This is a genomic window from Streptomyces sp. NPDC059895 (assembly GCF_042731035.1).
In the GTDB taxonomy this organism is placed as follows: Bacteria; Actinomycetota; Actinomycetes; order Streptomycetales; family Streptomycetaceae; genus Streptomyces.
In genome coordinates, this window is sequence record NZ_JBHWKO010000080.1 from 1 (window position 1) to 17677 (window position 17677).

Here is a 17677-nt window from a genome sequence, read left to right on the forward strand (position 1 = left end):
CTGGTGGACCACCGACCCACTACGCAAGCCTCGCACCAGCCGACTCGAGCGCCTCAGCCACCAACTCGCCCGCTGACGAATTCAGCAACAGAGTCAGCGGCGTCGTCAAAACCGGGGACGACGTACGTACGCGCGGCACCCCGGACGCCAACCCCCTGCGGATCGACGGCAGCCGGGGCAACTGGGACCAGATCGAGGAACTCTGGCTCGCCGGCGAGCTCACCGACGACGAGTTCGAGGACCACTTCATCGACGACGTCATCGTCGAGGACATCGGCGAAGGCACCGACGGATGGGAGTTCCCCGGCGCCTCATACGCCGTCGAAGTCAGGTAGCAGCACGCGCACTGACAGCACAGGGGGAGGCGGGCGTACGGGCGTTGGGGCTGCTGCGGGACGCGACCTGCGAATGGGTCAAGAAGGGCCTGCCGCTCTGCCTGATCGGCGACTCCGGCACCGGCAAGTCGCACCTGCTCATCGCGCTCGGCACCGAGGCCGCCATGGCCGGCTGCCGTCGGCGTACCTCGGCCGGGGCCCGCTGGCGTACGGCAACGATGGCACGGCTCCACGCTGATGGCCGCGGGCCCGATGGCTTCTCCGACATCGTGTTCAACCTCGTCCGCGCGGTGTGAGGCCGGGCGGGGCGGGGGACTGAAGGGAACCTCGGCTTCCTGGACGCGGGCAGCCGTGGGTGTGCATGGTCTCGCTCTCCCAGTCCTCGAACAGCTGGGGGAGCTCCTTCCCCACGGGATGTGTGCGAGGCGGGCGCCTGACCGCCGCTGCTACGGGGTGCCGTCGACGCCCGACGACGTTGGATTCGGCGTGCCGACCTTCCGCCGGTAGCGGCCCTGCGCGGCCTGCTCGGACTCCACACCGAGCGCGGCGGCGATCTGCCGGAACGTCAGCAGCGGCCTGCCTGTGCGAGTGCTGGCCGTGCGAGCGGCCAGCAGCAGGGCACCCTCCAGGCACTCCAAGTCGTCGCGGGCGACCTGGAGCAGGGCGAGCGCGGCGGCCACGTCGTCCGCTCGGTCTTCGGGCACCTCGGTGATGCCCGCGGTCTCCCTCCAGCGCGGATCGCAGGCGAACACGCGCTGAGCCTGGTGAGCGTGGACCGCGTACAGGAGTGCGGTGATCGACGCGAGCGGAGTGCGTTGGCGGATCTGCGGGAGGTCGTCGGCGTAGCCCTCGGCGAGCCGGGCGAGCAGCTGGGCCTGGTCCTCATCCATCACGTACGGGACCGGCCGGATCAAGTGCAGAGGCTTGTCGGTGTTCGTCACGTCCCCAGACTTCCCGCACAGCATCCTGCTGACAATGTCACGCTGTCAGCGCGCTAATGCATCCGGGAGCGCGCGGGGGCGCGCCCGGCCCAGCGTTCGCCGGGTGATGACGGCGGGGAGCGGCCGGAGCTCGGCAGTCTCGCCGAGGCGGCCTCGTCCTTGTTGGGTGCGCGCGCCGGTGTCGACGTTGGTGCGGGTCCTGGACGAGGCTCTCGGCGGTGGTCTGCACGCGGGCCGGTTGTATTTGATCTCCATCTCCGGCCCGGCGGTGAGGATCGGCCGGGCGCAGGCGGGCGGTTGTTGGCGGTGCTGTGTGGGTGGTTTCGGCTAGGATGCCGGGCGGCTGGACGCGCACCGCCGACCGCTGATGCTGTGTCCCCGCCCGCGTCGGGGCAGCTCTGACGGCCAAGCTCCCCACCCGGGCCCGCGACACCTACCCGTACGACTGCGGGCAGGCGCGGGGTGCCCGGAGAGTAGACGTGATGCCACGTAATCAGTCCCGTGCCGGCCAGCGTGCCCGCGCCGTGCAGAAGGCCGCGGGCACGGGGAAGTACACCGAGCTGCTGCGTGCGAAGTCCGGCCCACACGGCGCGTACCGGGAGCCCGTTCACGCCGAGCCCGCCCGGCTGCGCGCCGACCTGGGCGCCGAGGGGGAGAAGGCGGCCCGTCTGGTGGACGAGGCGCTGGCCTGGGCGCTGAAGGACAGCGGGCTGAAGCAGGCCCTGTTGCGGATGCCCGCCGCCTCGGCCGCCCGCGCACGCCTGGGCACCGCGCTGGACGAGCACGCTGCAGGCGAGGTCCGGGTGCACGACGCGCCGCTGGTCCAGGTCGTCTACGAGGTACTGGAGATGGCCGCCGAGGAAGAGGAGTCGGTGACCGCGGAGTTGCTGCGCGCGGCCGTGGATGTCCTGGACAGGCTCGTCGGACACGCCAACCACATCTGCAATCCGGCGATCTACGGGGTGCGGGCGGGCGGGTGGCTCGCCGAGCCGAGGATGTGGGAACGGATCTACACCACGACCGGTCCGGTCGCGGTGGTCGCGGCGGCGGCGCTGCGCACGTTGCGGGAGGCCGTCCGGATCCCCGACGAGGACGAAGCGACGGACGCGGACTGCATGTTCACGCTGGAGGAGGCGGTCCGCTTCGCGCGTACCGCCGCCGACCTCGCGGTCCGTCTGGCTGCCTGACGCGCCCGGGAGCTGCCCCGCGCCGTGCCCGGCTCGGGGCAGTCTCCGCGTTCGTACCGGCCGCGCCTTCCCTGGCCGGGCCCGCCCCGCCCGCCGTGACCCGTTCCGGGGCCGACAGCCTTCTGGCGGAGGCGGAGGTTTCCCGCGGTGTGGCCGGTGCGCCGCGTTCCCGGCGCGGCGCGCCTCTGTCGAAGGTCGGCCCCCTCTTGAGGGCCGGCCTGCTGGTGGTCGGGGTGGTCAGGTGGCGTGGGTGGCGGGTGCGGGTGATGGTCCGGGGGCGGCTGGCAGGGCTGGGGGCGGGCTGGGCCGTGGCGGGTGGCTCTTGACCTGGTGGAGGGTGGTGCCGTCGTCGTCGGTGTGGCTGATGAGGCCCGTGCGTTGGTCGCCGGTGGGGCGGGAGACGACGGTGGCGTGGTCGTTGGCGGGGCGGGTGTAGGGGGTGTAGGGGGTGGTGCTGCGGGTGGTTGTGGTCCAGTTGGGTGGGTTGGTGCCGTTGCGGTGTGCTTCCTGGATGGCCGTCCGGGACATGACGGCAAGGGCGTCGGCGAACACTTGGACGCCCGAGGCCGCGGCGGTGGGGGCGTTGCGGATGGCGGGGTCCGCGGTGAGGGCTTCGAGGGCCGGTCGGATGCCTTCGGCGAGCCGGGCCTTGCCCGTATTGGTTTGCCTGTGACGAATCTCGTATGCCCGAAGCGAGCCATTCAGCGTTTCTGTCGAGCGCTGTGCAGCGAAGGGAACGAATGTGAGCAAGGTTCTTGTGACCGGAGGACGTGGCTACGTCGGGTCGGTTCTGACCCGGCAACTACTGGCGGCCGGATCGAGGGTCGTCGTGGTCGACAGCGGCATCACGGCCGGTCCCGAAGTCGACCTGCCGGGAGTCACCTATGTTGAGGGCGATGTACGTGAGCCCGGCGAGTGGGAAGGCGTCTTGGCCGGCGTCGACAGCGTTGTCCACCTGGCGGCGATCGTGGGGGATCCCGCGTGCGGGGTCGACGAGGACGAGGCCTGGGCGGTCAACTACCTGGGCACCATCCGAGTAGCCGAGGCGAGCCAGCGCGCGGGAGTGAAATCCCTCGTCTTCGCCTCGACCTGCAGCAACTACGGGGCAGCCTCGGAGGAGGAGGTCGATATCTGGTCGCCGCTGGCCCCGCAGTCGGTGTACGCGGAGTCGAAGATCATGGCTGAGCACTACTTGCTCTCCCTGCCGCACGAGGGGATGTCGCGCACCCTGCTGCGCTTCGCCACCGTGCACGGGTTGTCACCGCGGATGCGCTTCGACCTCGCCATCAACATCATGACCGCCCACGCCGTGACCCGTGGCGTCGTCAACGTGCACGGGGGCGACCATCGAGGATGTCGGGCAGGCGGTCCGCCGTGCCTTGGCCGTCGGTTACCGCCCCGGCTCACACGTATACAACTGTGGCTCTGGCCAGGAGAACTACAGGATGGCCGACATCGGGCAGCTGATCGCCAGCGAGGTTGAGGGCGTCCGGGTGGAGACGCACCAGGATCAGACCGATCCGCGCAACTACAAGGTCAATTTCAACCTGGTAGGAAGCGAGCTGGGCTTCGCGCCGGAACACTCTGTCCGCGACTCCGTCCGCGCGATCCGGGACGCCATGCGTCGCGGCGGGTACGCGGACTTCACCGACGCCGTCTACAGCAACGTCCTCACGGCCCGTGCTCAGCAGGCACAGGCCGTCACCGCTTCGTCGAAAGCGCCCGGTCAACCCGCCTCCCGTGCCCTGTGAAGGAGCCCTTCATGACGTTGCCTCAGCAGCAAGCCAGCTCGCCTCGCTTCGCCAAGACGGTTCCGCTGGTCCGCCCGACCGTGGAACTCGACGACGAGCTGTTCCAGCAGTTCAGGGAAGTGCTGGAGTCGGGCATGCTCACTAATCACCGCCACGTCAAGGAGTTTGAGAACGCGGTCGCCGCCCTCCTGGGCGTCGAACACGTCGTGGCCGTCAGTAACTGCACCACCGGCCTCATGATGGTGCTGCGCTGCCTGGACCTGCGGGGCGACATCATCCTGCCCAGCTTCACCTTCATGGCCACCGGGCACGCCGCTGACTGGAACGGCAACGGCATCCGGTTGGCCGATTCCCACCCCGACACGTGGACCATCGACCCCGCATCGGTGGCGGAGCTGGCCGACGGCTCGGCTGGAGTCATGGCCATGCACACCTTCGGCGCGCCGTGCGACATCGACGAACTGGAGCAGCTGTGCACGGCCGCCGGAATTCCGCTCATTATCGACGCAGCTCACGGGTTCGGCAGTCGGTATCCCGATGGCAGCATGGTCGGTACCAAGGGCACGGCAGAGGTCTTCAGTCTCAGCCCCACCAAGACCCTCAGCACCGCCGAGGGCGGGCTGATCACCACCAATGACGCTGACCTCGCCGCCCGCCTCAGCGTCGCCCGGGAATACGGCAACCCCGGAGACTACGACAGCCGCTTCATCGGCCTGAACGGGCGGATGAACGAACTCTCCGCCCTCCTCGGGCTGTCCGCGATCAAGCGTTTCCCCCACTGGATCGAAGTCCGCCGCACCTTGGCCGAGCGCTACCGCACTGCCCTGGAGAAGCTTCCCGGCCTGCAGTTCCAGTCCCTCGCCCCCGGCGCCGCGAGCTCCTACAAGGACCTGGGCATCCGCGTGACGGCGCAGGAGTTCGGCATGACGCGCGATGAACTCGCAGAGAGGCTTCGTCAGGAGAATGTCACCACCCGCTCGTACTTCGACCCGGCCCTGCACCAGCAGACCGCCTACCAGCACCTGCACCGCCAGAGCAGCTTGACAGTGACCGAGCAGCTCGCCAGCACCATGATCACTCTGCCGCTGTACTCGCACATGCCCGCCGAACTGGTCGACGAGATCTGCGCTCTGGTCACGGAGCTGCACTCCGCCAGCTGATCACGTGCCGGCGCGGGGCGGGACTTGAGGAGGTCCCGCCCCGCACCGGCACGGTCACGCTGCAGAGCGATCGATGAGACACGAGAGATGAGGACCATGAACGACTACGTGTCGGAACTCCGCCAGGCCGTGGGCACACGGCCGCTGATCCTCCCCGGGACTTCCGTCCTGATCACCGATCCCCGGGACAGAGTGCTGCTGCTGGCCAGGGCCGACACCGGTGGGTGGGGCCTGCCCGGCGGGATTATGGAGCCCGGCGAATCCTTCGAAGACACCGGCCGACGCGAGGCGAAGGAGGAGACCGGTCTGACCGTCGGCTCACTGGAACTGCTCGGTCTGTACTCGGGTGCCTCCTACTACTACCGCTACCCCAACGGCGACGAGATCTACAACGTCACCGCCGCCTACCTGACCCGCCTTCCCAAAGACGCAGTGATGTCCCTGGACACCACGGAGAACACGCAGTGGCGCTTCTTCGCCGCGGACGAAATCCCCGACACCCTGATCAGCCCCGAGCAGCCGATCCTGGCGGACTACGCGCGCCTCCTCGCAGGGAGGCGCCAAACCGGAGGCGGACCCCGGTGACCCCCCACGACTACCGCTCCTTCTTGGCCAACTGCCTACGCGAGGCCGCAACCATCGCTCGACGCATGGCGGACACCAGCGCCGTCGGCGCCGAGGTCAAGGCCGACGATCCGAACCAGGTCGTCACTCCGGCAGATCTGGCCATCGGCCAGCAGCTCATCACACGCATCCGGGAGAGCTTCCCCGAGGACAGCATCCTGGACGAAGAGACCGGACCACACCACGGAAACACTCCAGTGACCTGGATCATCGACCCGCTGGACGGGACGAGCAACTACGCGGCCGGCAGTCCTCTGTACGGAGTCATCGTTGCGGCCATCGACGCACGCGGCCCCGTGGCCGGAGGCATTGCGCTCCCCGCTTTCGACGAGACCTACCTCGCGGTCCGGGGGCATGGCGCCCATCTCAACGGCCGTGCCCTCGCTTCCCTGGGAAGGACTCCCGCACACCGCTCGTTGGTCGCCCACGGCCTGGACAAGGGTTCGGGGCGCGAACTGGCCACAGAAGCCCGCCTGGTCGCCGCACTCACCGCACGGGTGCAGGGCGTACGCATGAGCAACAGCGTCTTCGACGCCTGCCAGGTAGCCCGCGGCATCTACGGCTCCTACAGCCACCGCAAGTGCCGGATCTGGGACATCGCCGCCGCAACCTGCCTGATCAACGAGGTCGGAGGCGTGGCCACCGACCTCGAAGGCCACCCCCTCGATCTCACTCACCCTCTGGACCAGGCCCACCGTGACTTCGAGGTGTGTCTGGCCTCGCCTCTGGTGCACCCCGCGGTGATGTCCGCAGCCGCCCAGGCTCTGTCGGACACCTCTTCCGTCAGCGTTATGTTGGCGCCATCAGGAGGGGAGGAGCTCTGATGCCCGTCTCCTCACCTGTGGCTTCCCTCAACAACAAGCTCGCTGTCTTTGCCCTGGCCATGGGCCTGACCTACGGCTACGACGGAACAGCGATGGCTGGCGCCCTGCTACAGGTCACCAGCCATTTCAACTTGGGTACGGCACAACAGGGCACGCTCTTCGCCGCAGCGGCTTTCGGCATGATCGCCGGTGCGGTACTCGGCGGGCGCCTGGCCAACGGCCTCGGACGGCGCGTCACGCTCATCGGCCTGGCCCTGCTCTACACCGGGGCCGCACTGACTGCGGCCACCTCCCAGACGCTGATCTGGCTCGACGGCGCACGCTTCGTCCAGGGCACCGCCATCGGCATCTCCATCGTCGTGGCACCCATCTTCATCGCCGAGAGCGCCACCACACAGGCCCGAGGACGCATCGCCGTCCTCTACCAGGTGGCCACCGCCTTCGGCGCCGCTGGCGGCTACTTCGGCGGCTATCTCCTTGGCGGCGGAGGCCATTGGCGGATCATGCTCATCATCCCCGGACTGATCGCCGTACTGGCTGCGCTGACCCTGCTTCCCCTCCCCGAGCCCGCCCGCTGGAAGGAAGCGCAGCAGACCGTTCCCCCTGGGTCTCGTGACGGTGCAGCGGCCGGATCACAGTCCGCAACCCGAACCTTGAAAACCATGATCAGCGTCCGCTACCGGACCCTGACCTTCTTCGTGATCGTCCTCGGCTTCTTCGTCCAGGCCACCGGAGTCAACGCCATGGAGTACTTCAGCCCGCGCATCTTCGAGCACATGGGGTACACTGACAGCTTCGGCCTGCTCATCCTCCCGGGCACCGTGCAACTGGCAGGCGGCGCCGCCGCCTTCACCTGTGCCATGGCCATCGACCGAGTCGGGCGCCGGCCAGCCCTTCTGACCGGCACAGCCCTCATGGCCGCAGGCCACGCCCTGATGGTCGCCGTCTTCGCCGATGCGCTGCCCGAAGCGACTGGGTTCGTCGGCCTGACCGTGTTCACCATCGGCTTCAACGCGGGTTTCGGATCCCTCGTATGGATCTTCGCGGCAGAGGGATTTCCCCCTCGTCTCCGCAGTGTTGGTGCCTCCGCGATGCTGCTGACCAACCTGACGACCAACCTCCTCATCGCCCAGTTCTTCCTCGGTCTACTCACTGCAGCCGGCGGCACCATCACCTACCTGCTCCTGCTTGCCATCACCATCGCAGCATGGCTGTTCGTGTTCTTCCTCGCCCCGGAGACCAAGAACCGCTCGCTGGAAGAGGTGCAGGGGTACTGGGAGAACGGTCGGAGCTGGCTGGCCTCCACCCCCCTGAAGACGCATCCTGACCGCGTGCCTGCGGAGGAGTGACGATGCCGCCGACCCCGCTACCGGATGCCGGGCCCCTGCTCGAGCAGCACGCCGCAGACCGCCTCGCCCCTGGAGCCCTCAGCTTCTACGCGACCGGGGCTGGTGAAGAGATAACCTTGAACGAAGCTGCGGCAGCATGGCGATCGTGGCGCCTGCGCCCGCGAGTCCTCAGGGACGTCAGTGCCGTCCGCACCATTACCCGCCTGCTCGGAAGCGATCTGGCATCGCCGGTGGCTGTTGCGCCCACCGCGTTCCACGCCCTGGCCCATCACGACGCTGAGGCCGCCACCGCCCAAGGGGCAGCCGCCGCCGAATCCTTGATGGTCGTCTCCTCCCGCAGCACAACGCCTGTTCGCCGTGTTGCCGAGCATGCAGGACCCTGGTGGGCACAGATCTACTGGCTCCGGGACCAGGACGAGACGAAGCGGCACGTCGAGGACGCGGTCACGGCGGGAGCCCGTGCCATCGTCCTTACCGTCGACGCCCCTTACGTCGCGCCCAAAACCCGCAGCATCGGCCCTCTTGACCTGCCCGGCGCCGGATCGCGGCTCGATCCCTCCCGGCGCGACAGCCGCTTCGCGCAGAGCCCCGGACTCACCCTGCAGGCGATCAGCGACCTCCGCGCGCTGTCAGGCCTTCCCCTCGTGGTCAAAGGTGTCCTGCGTGCAGATGACGCAATGGCCTGCGTCGCTGCCGGCGCGGACGCAGTCATTGTGTCCAACCACGGCGGACGGCAACTGGACAGAGCACTGCCCACTGCTCACGCGCTGCCGGAAGTCGCACGTGCCGTCGGCGCTCACGTCCCCGTCCTCGTCGACGGAGGCATCACCACGGGCACAGACGTACTGGGTGCCGAATCCGGCTTTCACGCGGCGGTGACGGCCGACGACAGGGATTCGAACCGGAGAACCATGCGCTGGGAGCTGACGGTGCCGATGAGCCCTTCGGCCTGGTCGAGGAGTTCGCGTGCCTGGTCGCCGTCGCCGCACTGGTGGACGGTGTCGGCCAGGTCGAGGACTGCGTAGAGGTGGTCGCGCGGGTAGTCGGAGGCGGTCGCCTCGACGCGGCTGCGCAGGAAGGGGACGGCCCGCGTCGGCTGGTCGCAGGCGAGATAGGCCCGGCCGGTGGCGGCGTCCACGGAGCCCTTCGTGAGCCAGGTCGCCCACCACGGTGTGCGCTCGTCTGCAGAGCCGAGGTGGTCCAGAGCTTCGTCGCGGAACCGGAGGATCGCGTCGGGGTCGTGCCGCCGTCCCGCGGCGTAGATACGCCGGTCGGCGATGACCGCGGCGGCGGCGGACGGGAGCTCTGGCGTGCGGGCGGCGATGTCGAGGAGTGCGGCGGCGTCGTTGTGGTGGCCCAGCCATGCGGCCTGGTACGCGGTGGAGGCGACCAGGTTGGCGGTCGCGTGGCGGGTGGTCAGCGACGTGTCAGCCTCGCGGGCCAGGCGCATGCCGGTGTGGTAGATGCGTTGTGCCTGCGGGTGCTGGCGGGCGTCGAAGCACATCCAGCCGACCTGCTCGCTCAGTTCGATGTAGGCGGTGTGGAGCCGGTCGGTGAGGGGCCCTTGGCCGCGGGCCTGGGCCACGACCCAGGATGCGCTTTGCCAGATGCCGATGCCCCAGGTGAGGTCGCCGCTGGCGCTGCCGGTGGAGTCGTCGATCTCCCTCAGGTCGCGAACGGCCCTTTCGATCGACCCGACGAGCCGTTCGTTCAGCTGGCCGGATGGGGCGGCGGAGGCTTCTGCTTCTGGGCCGAGCAGCAGCGCGAGGGCGGGGGCGGTGGCTGCGGCTCCGGTGAGCATGAGCAGGTTGCGGCGGTCCATCAGGTCTCCTTGGCTGATCTCCTGGAGCAGGGCCTCCAGGGGGGCGTCGCCGGGTGCGTCGAGGTGACGGTGACGGGTCCGGGGGCGAGGCAGATCCCATCCGACGTCGGCCGCGGTGATGCACCGTCCAGCCCTGGCGGTGAGGACGGCCAGGGCGTCCGCCTGGTTGTCGGGCTGCGGCAGCGAGGGGTTCTCGCGCAGCCAGGGATAGGCGGCCTTCGGGCTGAGGGGGGAACAGCCGCGACGGGCCCGCCGCTCGTTGATGCGGGCGATGAGCTGCTCCGGCCGCATCCCCAGCTGCTGTAACAGGGCGCCGAGCACATTGGCCGGCGGGGCGTCAACCGCTGGTGGCTCCATGGGCACTCCAAGTCCGGCGGGGTCCTGGCCGGAAGGTACCACCGCTCAGGGGACTGCCAGAAGACGGGACGAATGGGGCCTGGTGTACGTACACCAGGCCGCAACGCCGGTGCCCGTACACCGACTTGGTGTGTGCGCCGGGTACACCGCGGCGACCTCTGCCGATCACGCCTGCGCCTCCGCTTGTCTGTCTCACCTCGCCAGACCGTGGAGGTGAGGGATGCGAGCAGTGATCTTCGGTGCGTCCGGGCTCCTGGGCCGCTCCGTGGTGCGGGCCTTCGGCGACATGACCGTGACGGGCACCGCCTTCAGCCGGACCGCCGGCACTCTGGTCGCGGTCGATGCGACGTCGGCCGACGCCATCGCGCGCCTGCTCGACCGGGTGCGGCCGGACGTCGTCGTGAACTGCGTGGGCGAGCGCCGTCCCGCGGTGTGGGCCGGTTCACCAGGCCGGGCCCGCGCGGCAAACGTGGATGCGGCCCGGCTGATCGCCGAGGGCGCTCGCCGGTGCGGGGCCCATCTGGTGCACCTTTCCAGCGACTATGTCTTCGACGGGACGGCGCCGCCCTACCGGCCCGACAGCCTTCCGAACCCGTTGAACGCCTACGGCCGGTGGAAGCTGCTGGCCGAGCACGCCGTGCGCGCGGCCTGCCCGGACGCGGCGATCCTGCGGCTGCCCGTGCTGTACGGGCCCGTGCGGTTCGCCGCCGAGACGAACCTGACCGAGATCGCCTGCCAAGTCGCCTCCGGGGCCCCGGTGGAGCTGGACGACGTGTGTGTCCGCTACCCCACGCACGCGGACGAGGCCGCCGAGGTGTGCCGCCGGCTCGCCGATGCCCTCCTGCAAGGGCAGCGCCTGGGCTCGGTTGCCCACTGGAGCGCCGAGCAGGGCCTGACCAAGTACCGGATGGCGCTGCTGATCGCGCGCAGGTTCCACCTGCCCGCCGATCACGTCCGCGCCGGCGGGGCGGACGCGGCGTCGGGGGACCGGCCGGTCGACTGCCGCCTCGACTGCCAGGACCTGCCCGCGGACCTGGGCCCGGCCCGCCGCCTGTTCGACATCGAATTCCCGCCCGTGGTCGAGCCCTGGCTCACCGCCTCCGGGCCCGCTTGAGGGACGAAGGAAGGACCCACCGTGACCACCCTTGTGTACGAGGACTTCGCCCACGCGTACGTGACGGAGGTGGGCGACGCCGTCCGCCGCATGCTCCCTCGCGGCACCGAGGCCATCGGCCTGCTGGCCAAGGCCACCGCCGACGGCGGCGAGATCCGCGCCTTCGGCAACGGCGGCTCCTCGGCGATCGTCCGCTCGGCTCTCCTCCAGCTCCACGCGCAGGCCGGGGTGCCGGTGAACGACGCGATGATGAGCCCGGCGACCTTGGCTTACACCGCGCAGCGGGAGGAGTACCGGACGGCCTTCGCGCGGTCGCTCGCCAGGGGCATCGGCCGGGTGGACCTGGTCGTCGTCGCCAGCGTCAGCGGCCGGTCGGCGAACATCCGTGAGGCCGTCCGGCTCTGCGCCGAACACCGCGTGCCGGTGCTGGCGCTGGTGGGCGGCGACGGCACCCAGATGGAGCCGGCCGCCGGCATGGTCTGGGCGACCGGAACCACGGACCAGCAGATCAGCGAGGACGCCATGCTGACCGCGCTGACCCTGGCCGCCGCCACCGCGCTCGGCCCCGGCACGGAGCCGCTGCCGGCCCGAGCGGAGGGGCACCTGCACGCCCTGGCCGCGGTGGACACCGAAGTGCTGGGGGCCTTCCTGCGGGAGGCGACCGAGGCCGCCCGGGACGCGATCCGCAACCGGCGCCGGATCTACGTGCTGTGCCCGGACGGCGGGCCCCTCGCCCTCGTCGGCGAGCACTTCGCGCACAACCTGCGCTGGGACGCACCGCTCGGCGTCGACGGGGTACAGCCCCCGCTCGTCGTCTGCGATCCGTCGCTGGCCGACATGAGCGCGATCCTCAACGACCACCCCGACCCCGCCCACGGCGTCCGCCACCAGCTCAGCAGCGCCAGCCCCGGGGACGTGGTCTTCCTCCTGGCCTACGACTCGGCTGGCAGGACGACCCGCGAGGCCGTCACCGCCGCCACCGCGGCAGGCACCCGGCCGTTCCTCCTGCACCGGGACGGCCCCAGCCGCTCCGGGGCCGGGGCGCGTGGCTTCCGACTACCGCGCGTCGACGACTTCATCCTCGCGGCCCTGGTGCAGTCGGTCGCCCATCTGCTGTGCCGAACCACCCGCGCCGCCCTCGCCGCACACCAGGCCGGCGTGCTGTCGACCAGCGACCTCATGGCGCAGGACTTGGCGCCGCTCCGCGAACTCTCCGACACCCCGTCCCTCTGACCGAAAGGCACCGACCATGTCCGTACGCGAGATCCACACCGACATCGTCCGCCCCGACCGCAGCGAGATCGCCGTCCTGTCGCGGATCCCGGTCGCCCAGGTCGTGGACGCCCTCGGCAAGACCGGCGCCCTCTCCCACTGCCTGCGCCTGCAGACCCCCGGCCTGGTCCTGTGCGGCAGCGCCGTCACCGCGCTGGGCCCGGACGTGACCGTGCGCCGCGCGGCGATCGACCTGGCGCAGCCCGGCGACGTCGTCGTGGTCGCGGCCGGCGGAGGCAAGGAACGCTCGTGCTTCGGGGGCGTGACCGCCGCGCACATGCAGACCCGGGGCATCGCCGGGGTCCTGGTCGACGGCATGGTCCGCGACCTCGCCGAGCTGCGCCGCATCGCCTTCCCCACGGTCTCCCGCGGCACCACCCCACTGAACTTCGACTACCCCGCAGGCCGGGAGGACGGCGCGGTCAACGTCCCCGTGGACATCGACGGCGTCCGCATCACCCCCGGGGACGTCGTGGTCGGCGACGAGGACGGCACGGTGATCGTCCCCCGCGACCAGGTCGCGGCCGTCATCGCCACGGCGCAGGCGTCCCAGGCCGCCGAGGAGGAGAAGTGGTGGGCCCGCCGGGGCCAGAGCCTGGGCGCCGTGCAGCAGCTCGCCAACGCCGGATACAAGATCATCTGAGGAGACCACACGATGAGCGACCACACCCAGCTCGCCGAGACCTTCCGGCGGTTCGCCGACCAGCAGGCCACGGGTCCGTCCCCGCTGTACGCCACCCTGTCCCGCGCCATCGCCCGCACCCCCGAGCTGCTCGACCTCGCGGCCCTCACCCAGCAGGGACAGCCCGCCCCGAACATGCTGCTCGGGGCCGTCCACCACATCCTCCGCCGCGGCGTGAAGCACGCGCTCGCCCCCTACTTCACCGGCCGCGAGGACCTGACCGACGACCGAGCCGCCGACCTGCTGACGGACTTCTGCAGCCGCCACGCCGAAGCTATCCGGCAGATCATCTCGACCCGGGCCGTCCAGACCAACGAGGTCAACCGCTGTACCGTCCTGCTGCCCGCCTTCGCCGCGCTCCAACAGCAGCTCGACGACGGCCGGCCGATCAGAATCGTGGACGTGGGCGCCAGCGCCGGGCTGGCCCTGCTCTGGGACCGCTACACCTACGACTACGACGGGCACCGGCTCACCCTGCCGGACAGCGACCCGGACACAGTCCTGCACTGCGAGGTCAGGGGCGGGACGCCGCCCCTGACTCTGGATCCGGCGCGGTTCGCACCTCCGGTCGGGATCGAACCGAGTCCGGTGGACGTCACCGACCCCGTGGCCACCGAGTGGCTGGTCAGCCTCACCTGGCCCGAACAGACCGGCCGGATGCGCACCCTGAACTCCGCCCTGGCGCTGGCCGCCCGCACTCCGCCGACGATCCTGGCCGGCACCGCCCAGGACCACCTCACCGACGTCATCGCCGAGGCACCCGCCGACCAGCACCTGGTCCTCGTCTTCTCGTGGTCGATCTACCAGATCTTCGGCTCGCCGGGCGGCCGGGAACGCCTCGTCAACACCCTCGCCGAGCTGAGCCAGCGCCGCCCGCTGCACGAAATCTCCATCGGCCACTTCGGCCACGACACCCCCCGCATGATCATGGCCAGCCACGACGGCGGCGTGAGCCGCTCGGACATCGTGGCCCACTGCGACGTCTACGGCACCTGGCTCGACTGGCTGGCCAAGCCGGGCGCCTGACGGGAGGGACGTCATGTCGCGCACGATCACCAGGGCGGTCGTGGCCGCCGGCGGGGCCGGGACCAAGATGGACCCGATCACCCGCATCCTTCCCAAGGAGATGCTGCCCGCCGGAGGACGGCCGATCCTGGAACACCTCGTCCACGAGCTGCGCACGGCCGGGATCACCGACGTCCTGTTCGTGATCTCCTCTCGCAAGCCGCAGATCCCGGCCTACTTCGGCAGCGGCGCCGCGTACGGCATGGACTTCTCCTACCGGGTCCAGGACGACGGCGCCGGCCCCGGCGCCCCCGTCCTCGCCGCCGAGACATGGACCCAAGGCCAGCCGTTCGTCCTCGCGTTCGGGGACAACCTGATCCGCGGCGCCGCCTGCAGCAAGACACCGCTCCAACGGCTCGTCGCCGGCACGGCGGACTGCTCCGTCCTGACCCGCATCTTCCCCGCGGACAGCATCCCCGCGCACGAGACCCTCCTGGGCACAGCCGACGCGCCCGGGCCCGGGCCGGCCGCGGTTGCCTTCGACAGGGACCTCCTGGACCACGCCGGTGCCCAGTGGGTGCACGCCTGCGCCGCCCGCTGGGTGCTCGGGCCGTTCGTCTTCGAGACCCTGCACGCGTGCCCGCCCCGCCCGGGCGGCGAGCTCTACCTCATCGACGCCATCCGGCATTGGGTCAGCACCGGCAACCACCTCACGGCGCTGCCGCTCCGGCCGGACGACCTCCGGTTCAACTGCGACAACTGGGAGACCTACCACGATGCCGTCACCGCCCTCCGCCCATGAACGCCCCGCACTCCCGCACAGCCAGGCGCACGTCTACGACGCCGACACCCTGACCGCGGGCACCCGGCTGGTCCTCTTGGATAGCCCGTTCCAGAGGCCCGGAACGCAGGTCACCGTGATCTGGCCCGAGCAGCGGGTGCGCAGGGTTGTGCTCGCACTGCCCGTCGAGAAGAGCGACGGGCGCAAGTACGGCCACAGCCTCGCTGAGATCGGACGGCTCCCAGCTCACCTGCGCGACGGGACCGTCTTCGCCGCACCGACGTTCAGCGAGTCACCCTGGCTGGTCAACCACGCCACCCGGGCCGACTGCCAGCAGGAGGACCACCTCGTCCGCGTGGTCGTACCGACGGTCTTGGCCCTGCTCGGAGGCCAGGCCCGGCCTCCGGTACACCTGCTGGGATTCAGCAAGGGTGGCTTCGCCGCCCTCAACCTGTTGACCCGGCACCCCGGCCTCTTCGCCGTCGCCAGCGTCTGGGACGCCTCACTGCTCAGCGACCGGCCACCCCACCCGCAGCTCGTGGACGTCGCCGGCAGCCCCTCACGGCTCGACGAGTACGACGTACGACAGAACCTCCGCCGCCAAGCGGCGGCCCTCCAAGGGACCCGCCGTATCGCGCTCGGGGGCATCGGCACCCTGGAAGCCGACTGGAGGGCCGGCCGCCGGCTCCTCGAAGCGCTCGGCATCCCCCACGACGCCTACCGGGATGCCCCGGCGGACCACCGGTGGGACACCGCGTGGCTCGCTCCCGCCCTGCAACACCTGCTTGCCCTCGAAGCCGGCTTCCTCCCGGACACATACGCCCGGGAGGAGTGAAGGCGGGAAGGGCGGATCAGTCCTTCAGCAGCTCGTCGCGCACCGGGATCCAGTCCAGGGCGGAGCGGATGCCGTCCTCCAGGGACAGCTTCGGCGTCCACCCCAGCAGCTCGGCCGCCCGGTCGCTCTTGGTGTAGCCACCGGCGACGTCGCCCGGCCGCGGGTCGGCGTCGATGGTGGCCAGGGGCGTGCTGACGACGTTGTTGAAGGCGGCGCACAGCTCCCGGACCGTGGTGCCGGAGCCGGTGCCCAGGTTGATCGCGATCGAGCGCTTCGATCCCGTGAGGATGGAGTCGAAGCGCTCGATTGCCGCGATGTGGGCTGCGGCGAGATCCCAGACGTGCACGTAGTCCCGAATGCCCGAGCCGTCGCGCGTCGGGTAGTTCGTCCCGGTGATCGGGAACGGAAGGCCTTCCTGGTGCGCCTGGATGAGTACGCCCAGGGCGTGGCTGGGCCGCTTGAGCTGGAGCCCGGTACGCAGCTTCAGGTCGGCCCCGACGGGGTTGAAGTACCGCAGCGACAACACGCGCGGCCCCGCCACGGCGATGTCGGCGAACATCTCCTCGCACACGGCCTTGGTCCGTGCATACGGGCTCTGCGGCGCCAGCGGCGAGTCCTCGTTGACGGGCGAACCGTCCTCGGCCTGGTAGATGGAGGCCGAGCTGCTGAAGATGATGCGGTCGCAGCTGTTGCGGTGCAGGTGGCGGACGAAGGCCAGGCTCTTGGCCACGTTCGCCTCGTAGTAGCCGATCGGGTCCGCGACGGACTCCGGCACCACGATTAGCGCCGCGCAGTGCACCACGGCGGAGATGTCCGGGTGCTCCACGAAGATCCGGTCGACCAGTGCGCCGTCCGCGATGTCGCCTTCGTAGAACGTGCGGCCCTTGGTGAACTCGCGGCGGCCCCGAACGAGGTTGTCGAGGATCACGGGGTTGATGCCCGCGTCCAGGCAGGCCGAGGCGACCGTGCTGCCGATGTAGCCGGCTCCCCCTGCGATAAGGACCTTCACCACGATGTTTCTCTCCCAGCCTCGTTCCAGCCCAGTAGGCGACCGGCAGCAAGGCTAGCGAAGAATCCTGGCGGGGAGGGGCGGCCTCACCGGGCCACGCCAGAGCCGCCAACAGCGTCATGGCGATCACGGCAGCGGTGGCACACTGATCTGCCTAACTTGCCTATCACGCCTGGGAGATCACCTGATGAACGTCACCCCCGCCGCCGACGCCCACGGAGCCGAAACAGCCGGGGAGCGTACCGGCGGCTGCCTGTGCGGCCGCATCCGTTTCACCACCCGAGGCCCGGCCGTCTTCCCCCACACCTGTGCCTGCCGCCACTGTCAAAAGCTCGGCGGCACCCCGGTGATGTGGTGGGTGGGATTCGAGACAGTCACCTGGACTGGTGAGAGCGAGCCGACCTGGCACGAGACCTTCGAAGGCGAGGCGAAGCGCGGCTTCTGCCCGACCTGTGGTAGCCGCGTCGCAGCGATCGACAGCGACATCCCAGAGATCGGCATCAACGTCACCGCCCTCGACGACACCAGCAGCTCAGCTTGTTATTTAACCTCTGACCTCGAACAACGGCTCGCACACCGTCACTCACCTGGGGATTCGCCGGACAGGCGGACGGCCCTCGCATGATCCT

At 70.1% G+C, this 17677-nt stretch carries 18 protein-coding genes and 3 pseudogenes; 17 read left to right on the top strand and 4 right to left on the bottom strand.

The window, feature by feature from the left end; genetic code table 11:
• Nucleotides 1–335 (top strand): annotated as a pseudogene (locus tag ACFV9M_RS40110) (hypothetical protein); the annotation flags it as partial.
• A pseudogene (locus ACFV9M_RS40115) lies at nucleotides 293–514 on the top strand (ATP-binding protein); the annotation flags it as partial. The pseudogenes ACFV9M_RS40110 and ACFV9M_RS40115, both read left to right, overlap by 43 nt.
• A gap of 267 nt (nucleotides 515–781) precedes the next feature.
• Here the strand turns inward: ACFV9M_RS40115 and ACFV9M_RS40120 are convergent.
• Nucleotides 782–1276: a hypothetical protein gene (locus ACFV9M_RS40120; RefSeq protein WP_385078165.1), complete on the bottom strand. Its 495-nt coding sequence runs from the start codon at nucleotides 1274–1276 to the stop codon at nucleotides 782–784.
• 482 nt (nucleotides 1277–1758) lie between these two features.
• Between ACFV9M_RS40120 and ACFV9M_RS40125 the strand changes: the two genes are divergently transcribed.
• A complete protein-coding gene (locus tag ACFV9M_RS40125; RefSeq protein ID WP_385078166.1) occupies nucleotides 1759–2463 on the top strand; it encodes a hypothetical protein in 705 nt (234 codons plus the stop codon).
• A gap of 237 nt (nucleotides 2464–2700) precedes the next feature.
• On the opposite strand, the gene ACFV9M_RS40130 is transcribed toward ACFV9M_RS40125, so the two are convergent.
• Nucleotides 2701–2991, bottom strand: a complete 291-nt coding sequence (locus ACFV9M_RS40130; RefSeq protein WP_385078168.1) for a hypothetical protein — start codon at nucleotides 2989–2991, stop codon at nucleotides 2701–2703.
• A gap of 214 nt (nucleotides 2992–3205) precedes the next feature.
• Between ACFV9M_RS40130 and ACFV9M_RS40135 the strand changes: the two genes are divergently transcribed.
• The 7 genes and pseudogenes from ACFV9M_RS40135 to ACFV9M_RS40165 form a co-directional block, all read left to right on the top strand.
• Nucleotides 3206–3946, top strand: coding sequence for an NAD-dependent epimerase/dehydratase family protein (locus ACFV9M_RS40135; RefSeq protein WP_385078170.1), 741 nt, complete (start codon nucleotides 3206–3208; stop codon nucleotides 3944–3946).
• Nucleotides 3909–4214, top strand: a complete 306-nt coding sequence (locus tag ACFV9M_RS40140) for a hypothetical protein (protein ID WP_385078172.1) — start codon at nucleotides 3909–3911, stop codon at nucleotides 4212–4214. Before ACFV9M_RS40135 ends, ACFV9M_RS40140 begins: the two co-directional genes overlap by 38 nt.
• An 11-nt stretch (nucleotides 4215–4225) precedes the next feature.
• Nucleotides 4226–5374, top strand: a complete 1149-nt coding sequence (locus tag ACFV9M_RS40145; RefSeq protein ID WP_385078175.1) for a DegT/DnrJ/EryC1/StrS family aminotransferase — start codon at nucleotides 4226–4228, stop codon at nucleotides 5372–5374.
• Between the two features lie 96 nt (nucleotides 5375–5470).
• Nucleotides 5471–5959: an NUDIX hydrolase gene (locus ACFV9M_RS40150; RefSeq protein ID WP_385078177.1), complete on the top strand. Its 489-nt coding sequence runs from the start codon at nucleotides 5471–5473 to the stop codon at nucleotides 5957–5959.
• Complete coding sequence (locus ACFV9M_RS40155; RefSeq protein WP_385078180.1) at nucleotides 5956–6822, top strand: inositol monophosphatase family protein; 867 nt, start codon at nucleotides 5956–5958, stop codon at nucleotides 6820–6822. The genes ACFV9M_RS40150 and ACFV9M_RS40155 overlap by 4 nt, the downstream gene beginning before the upstream one ends.
• The gene (locus ACFV9M_RS40160; protein ID WP_385078182.1) at nucleotides 6822–8171 is read left to right on the top strand and encodes an MFS transporter; all 1350 of its coding nucleotides are present in this window, start codon (nucleotides 6822–6824) and stop codon (nucleotides 8169–8171) included. Before ACFV9M_RS40155 ends, ACFV9M_RS40160 begins: the two co-directional genes overlap by 1 nt.
• A gap of 2 nt (nucleotides 8172–8173) precedes the next feature.
• A pseudogene (locus tag ACFV9M_RS40165) lies at nucleotides 8174–9013 on the top strand (alpha-hydroxy acid oxidase); the annotation flags it as partial.
• 23 nt (nucleotides 9014–9036) lie between these two features.
• Here the strand turns inward: ACFV9M_RS40165 and ACFV9M_RS40170 are convergent.
• Nucleotides 9037–10350: an XRE family transcriptional regulator gene (locus ACFV9M_RS40170; protein ID WP_385078185.1), complete on the bottom strand. Its 1314-nt coding sequence runs from the start codon at nucleotides 10348–10350 to the stop codon at nucleotides 9037–9039.
• A gap of 220 nt (nucleotides 10351–10570) precedes the next feature.
• On the opposite strand from ACFV9M_RS40170, the gene ACFV9M_RS40175 reads away from it, so the two are divergent.
• From ACFV9M_RS40175 to ACFV9M_RS40200, 6 genes are read left to right on the top strand one after another with little or no spacing between them, the layout of a single operon-like run.
• Nucleotides 10571–11464 (top strand): dTDP-4-dehydrorhamnose reductase family protein, encoded by an 894-nt coding sequence (locus ACFV9M_RS40175; protein ID WP_385078188.1) that lies wholly within the window; start codon nucleotides 10571–10573, stop codon nucleotides 11462–11464.
• Between the two features lie 21 nt (nucleotides 11465–11485).
• Entirely contained in the window at nucleotides 11486–12697 is a 1212-nt protein-coding gene (locus ACFV9M_RS40180; RefSeq protein ID WP_385078191.1) for an SIS domain-containing protein, read from the top strand.
• Nucleotides 12698–12713: 16 nt separating this feature from the next.
• Nucleotides 12714–13379 (top strand): RraA family protein, encoded by a 666-nt coding sequence (locus tag ACFV9M_RS40185; protein WP_385078193.1) that lies wholly within the window; start codon nucleotides 12714–12716, stop codon nucleotides 13377–13379.
• Between the two features lie 12 nt (nucleotides 13380–13391).
• Nucleotides 13392–14444, top strand: coding sequence for a DUF2332 domain-containing protein (locus ACFV9M_RS40190; RefSeq protein ID WP_385078195.1), 1053 nt, complete (start codon nucleotides 13392–13394; stop codon nucleotides 14442–14444).
• A 13-nt stretch (nucleotides 14445–14457) separates the two neighbouring features.
• Entirely contained in the window at nucleotides 14458–15225 is a 768-nt protein-coding gene (locus tag ACFV9M_RS40195) for a sugar phosphate nucleotidyltransferase (protein ID WP_385078198.1), read from the top strand.
• Nucleotides 15200–16039 (top strand): hypothetical protein, encoded by an 840-nt coding sequence (locus ACFV9M_RS40200; protein WP_385078202.1) that lies wholly within the window; start codon nucleotides 15200–15202, stop codon nucleotides 16037–16039. The genes ACFV9M_RS40195 and ACFV9M_RS40200 overlap by 26 nt, the downstream gene beginning before the upstream one ends.
• 16 nt (nucleotides 16040–16055) lie before the next feature.
• On the opposite strand, the gene galE is transcribed toward ACFV9M_RS40200, so the two are convergent.
• Nucleotides 16056–17051, bottom strand: a complete 996-nt coding sequence (gene galE / locus ACFV9M_RS40205) for a UDP-glucose 4-epimerase GalE (RefSeq protein WP_385078205.1) — start codon at nucleotides 17049–17051, stop codon at nucleotides 16056–16058.
• Between the two features lie 184 nt (nucleotides 17052–17235).
• Here galE and ACFV9M_RS40210 point away from each other — a divergent pair, with 184 nt between their 5' ends.
• The gene (locus ACFV9M_RS40210) at nucleotides 17236–17673 is read left to right on the top strand and encodes a GFA family protein (protein ID WP_385078208.1); all 438 of its coding nucleotides are present in this window, start codon (nucleotides 17236–17238) and stop codon (nucleotides 17671–17673) included.
• Nucleotides 17674–17677 lie beyond the last annotated feature (4 nt).

Coding starts and splice junctions, on each gene's coding strand:
- ACFV9M_RS40150 (WP_385078177.1), top strand. CDS start 5,471: ATGAACGACTACGTGTCGGAACTCCGCCAGGCCGTGGGCACACGGCCG.
- ACFV9M_RS40210 (WP_385078208.1), top strand. CDS start 17,236: ATGAACGTCACCCCCGCCGCCGACGCCCACGGAGCCGAAACAGCCGGG.
- ACFV9M_RS40170 (WP_385078185.1), bottom strand. CDS start 10,350: ATGGAGCCACCAGCGGTTGACGCCCCGCCGGCCAATGTGCTCGGCGCC.
- ACFV9M_RS40140 (WP_385078172.1), top strand. CDS start 3,909: ATGGCCGACATCGGGCAGCTGATCGCCAGCGAGGTTGAGGGCGTCCGG.
- ACFV9M_RS40195 (WP_385078198.1), top strand. CDS start 14,458: ATGTCGCGCACGATCACCAGGGCGGTCGTGGCCGCCGGCGGGGCCGGG.
- ACFV9M_RS40130 (WP_385078168.1), bottom strand. CDS start 2,991: ATGTCCCGGACGGCCATCCAGGAAGCACACCGCAACGGCACCAACCCA.
- ACFV9M_RS40145 (WP_385078175.1), top strand. CDS start 4,226: ATGACGTTGCCTCAGCAGCAAGCCAGCTCGCCTCGCTTCGCCAAGACG.
- ACFV9M_RS40185 (WP_385078193.1), top strand. CDS start 12,714: ATGTCCGTACGCGAGATCCACACCGACATCGTCCGCCCCGACCGCAGC.
- ACFV9M_RS40200 (WP_385078202.1), top strand. CDS start 15,200: ATGCCGTCACCGCCCTCCGCCCATGAACGCCCCGCACTCCCGCACAGC.
- ACFV9M_RS40175 (WP_385078188.1), top strand. CDS start 10,571: ATGCGAGCAGTGATCTTCGGTGCGTCCGGGCTCCTGGGCCGCTCCGTG.
- ACFV9M_RS40125 (WP_385078166.1), top strand. CDS start 1,759: ATGCCACGTAATCAGTCCCGTGCCGGCCAGCGTGCCCGCGCCGTGCAG.
- ACFV9M_RS40160 (WP_385078182.1), top strand. CDS start 6,822: ATGCCCGTCTCCTCACCTGTGGCTTCCCTCAACAACAAGCTCGCTGTC.
- ACFV9M_RS40190 (WP_385078195.1), top strand. CDS start 13,392: ATGAGCGACCACACCCAGCTCGCCGAGACCTTCCGGCGGTTCGCCGAC.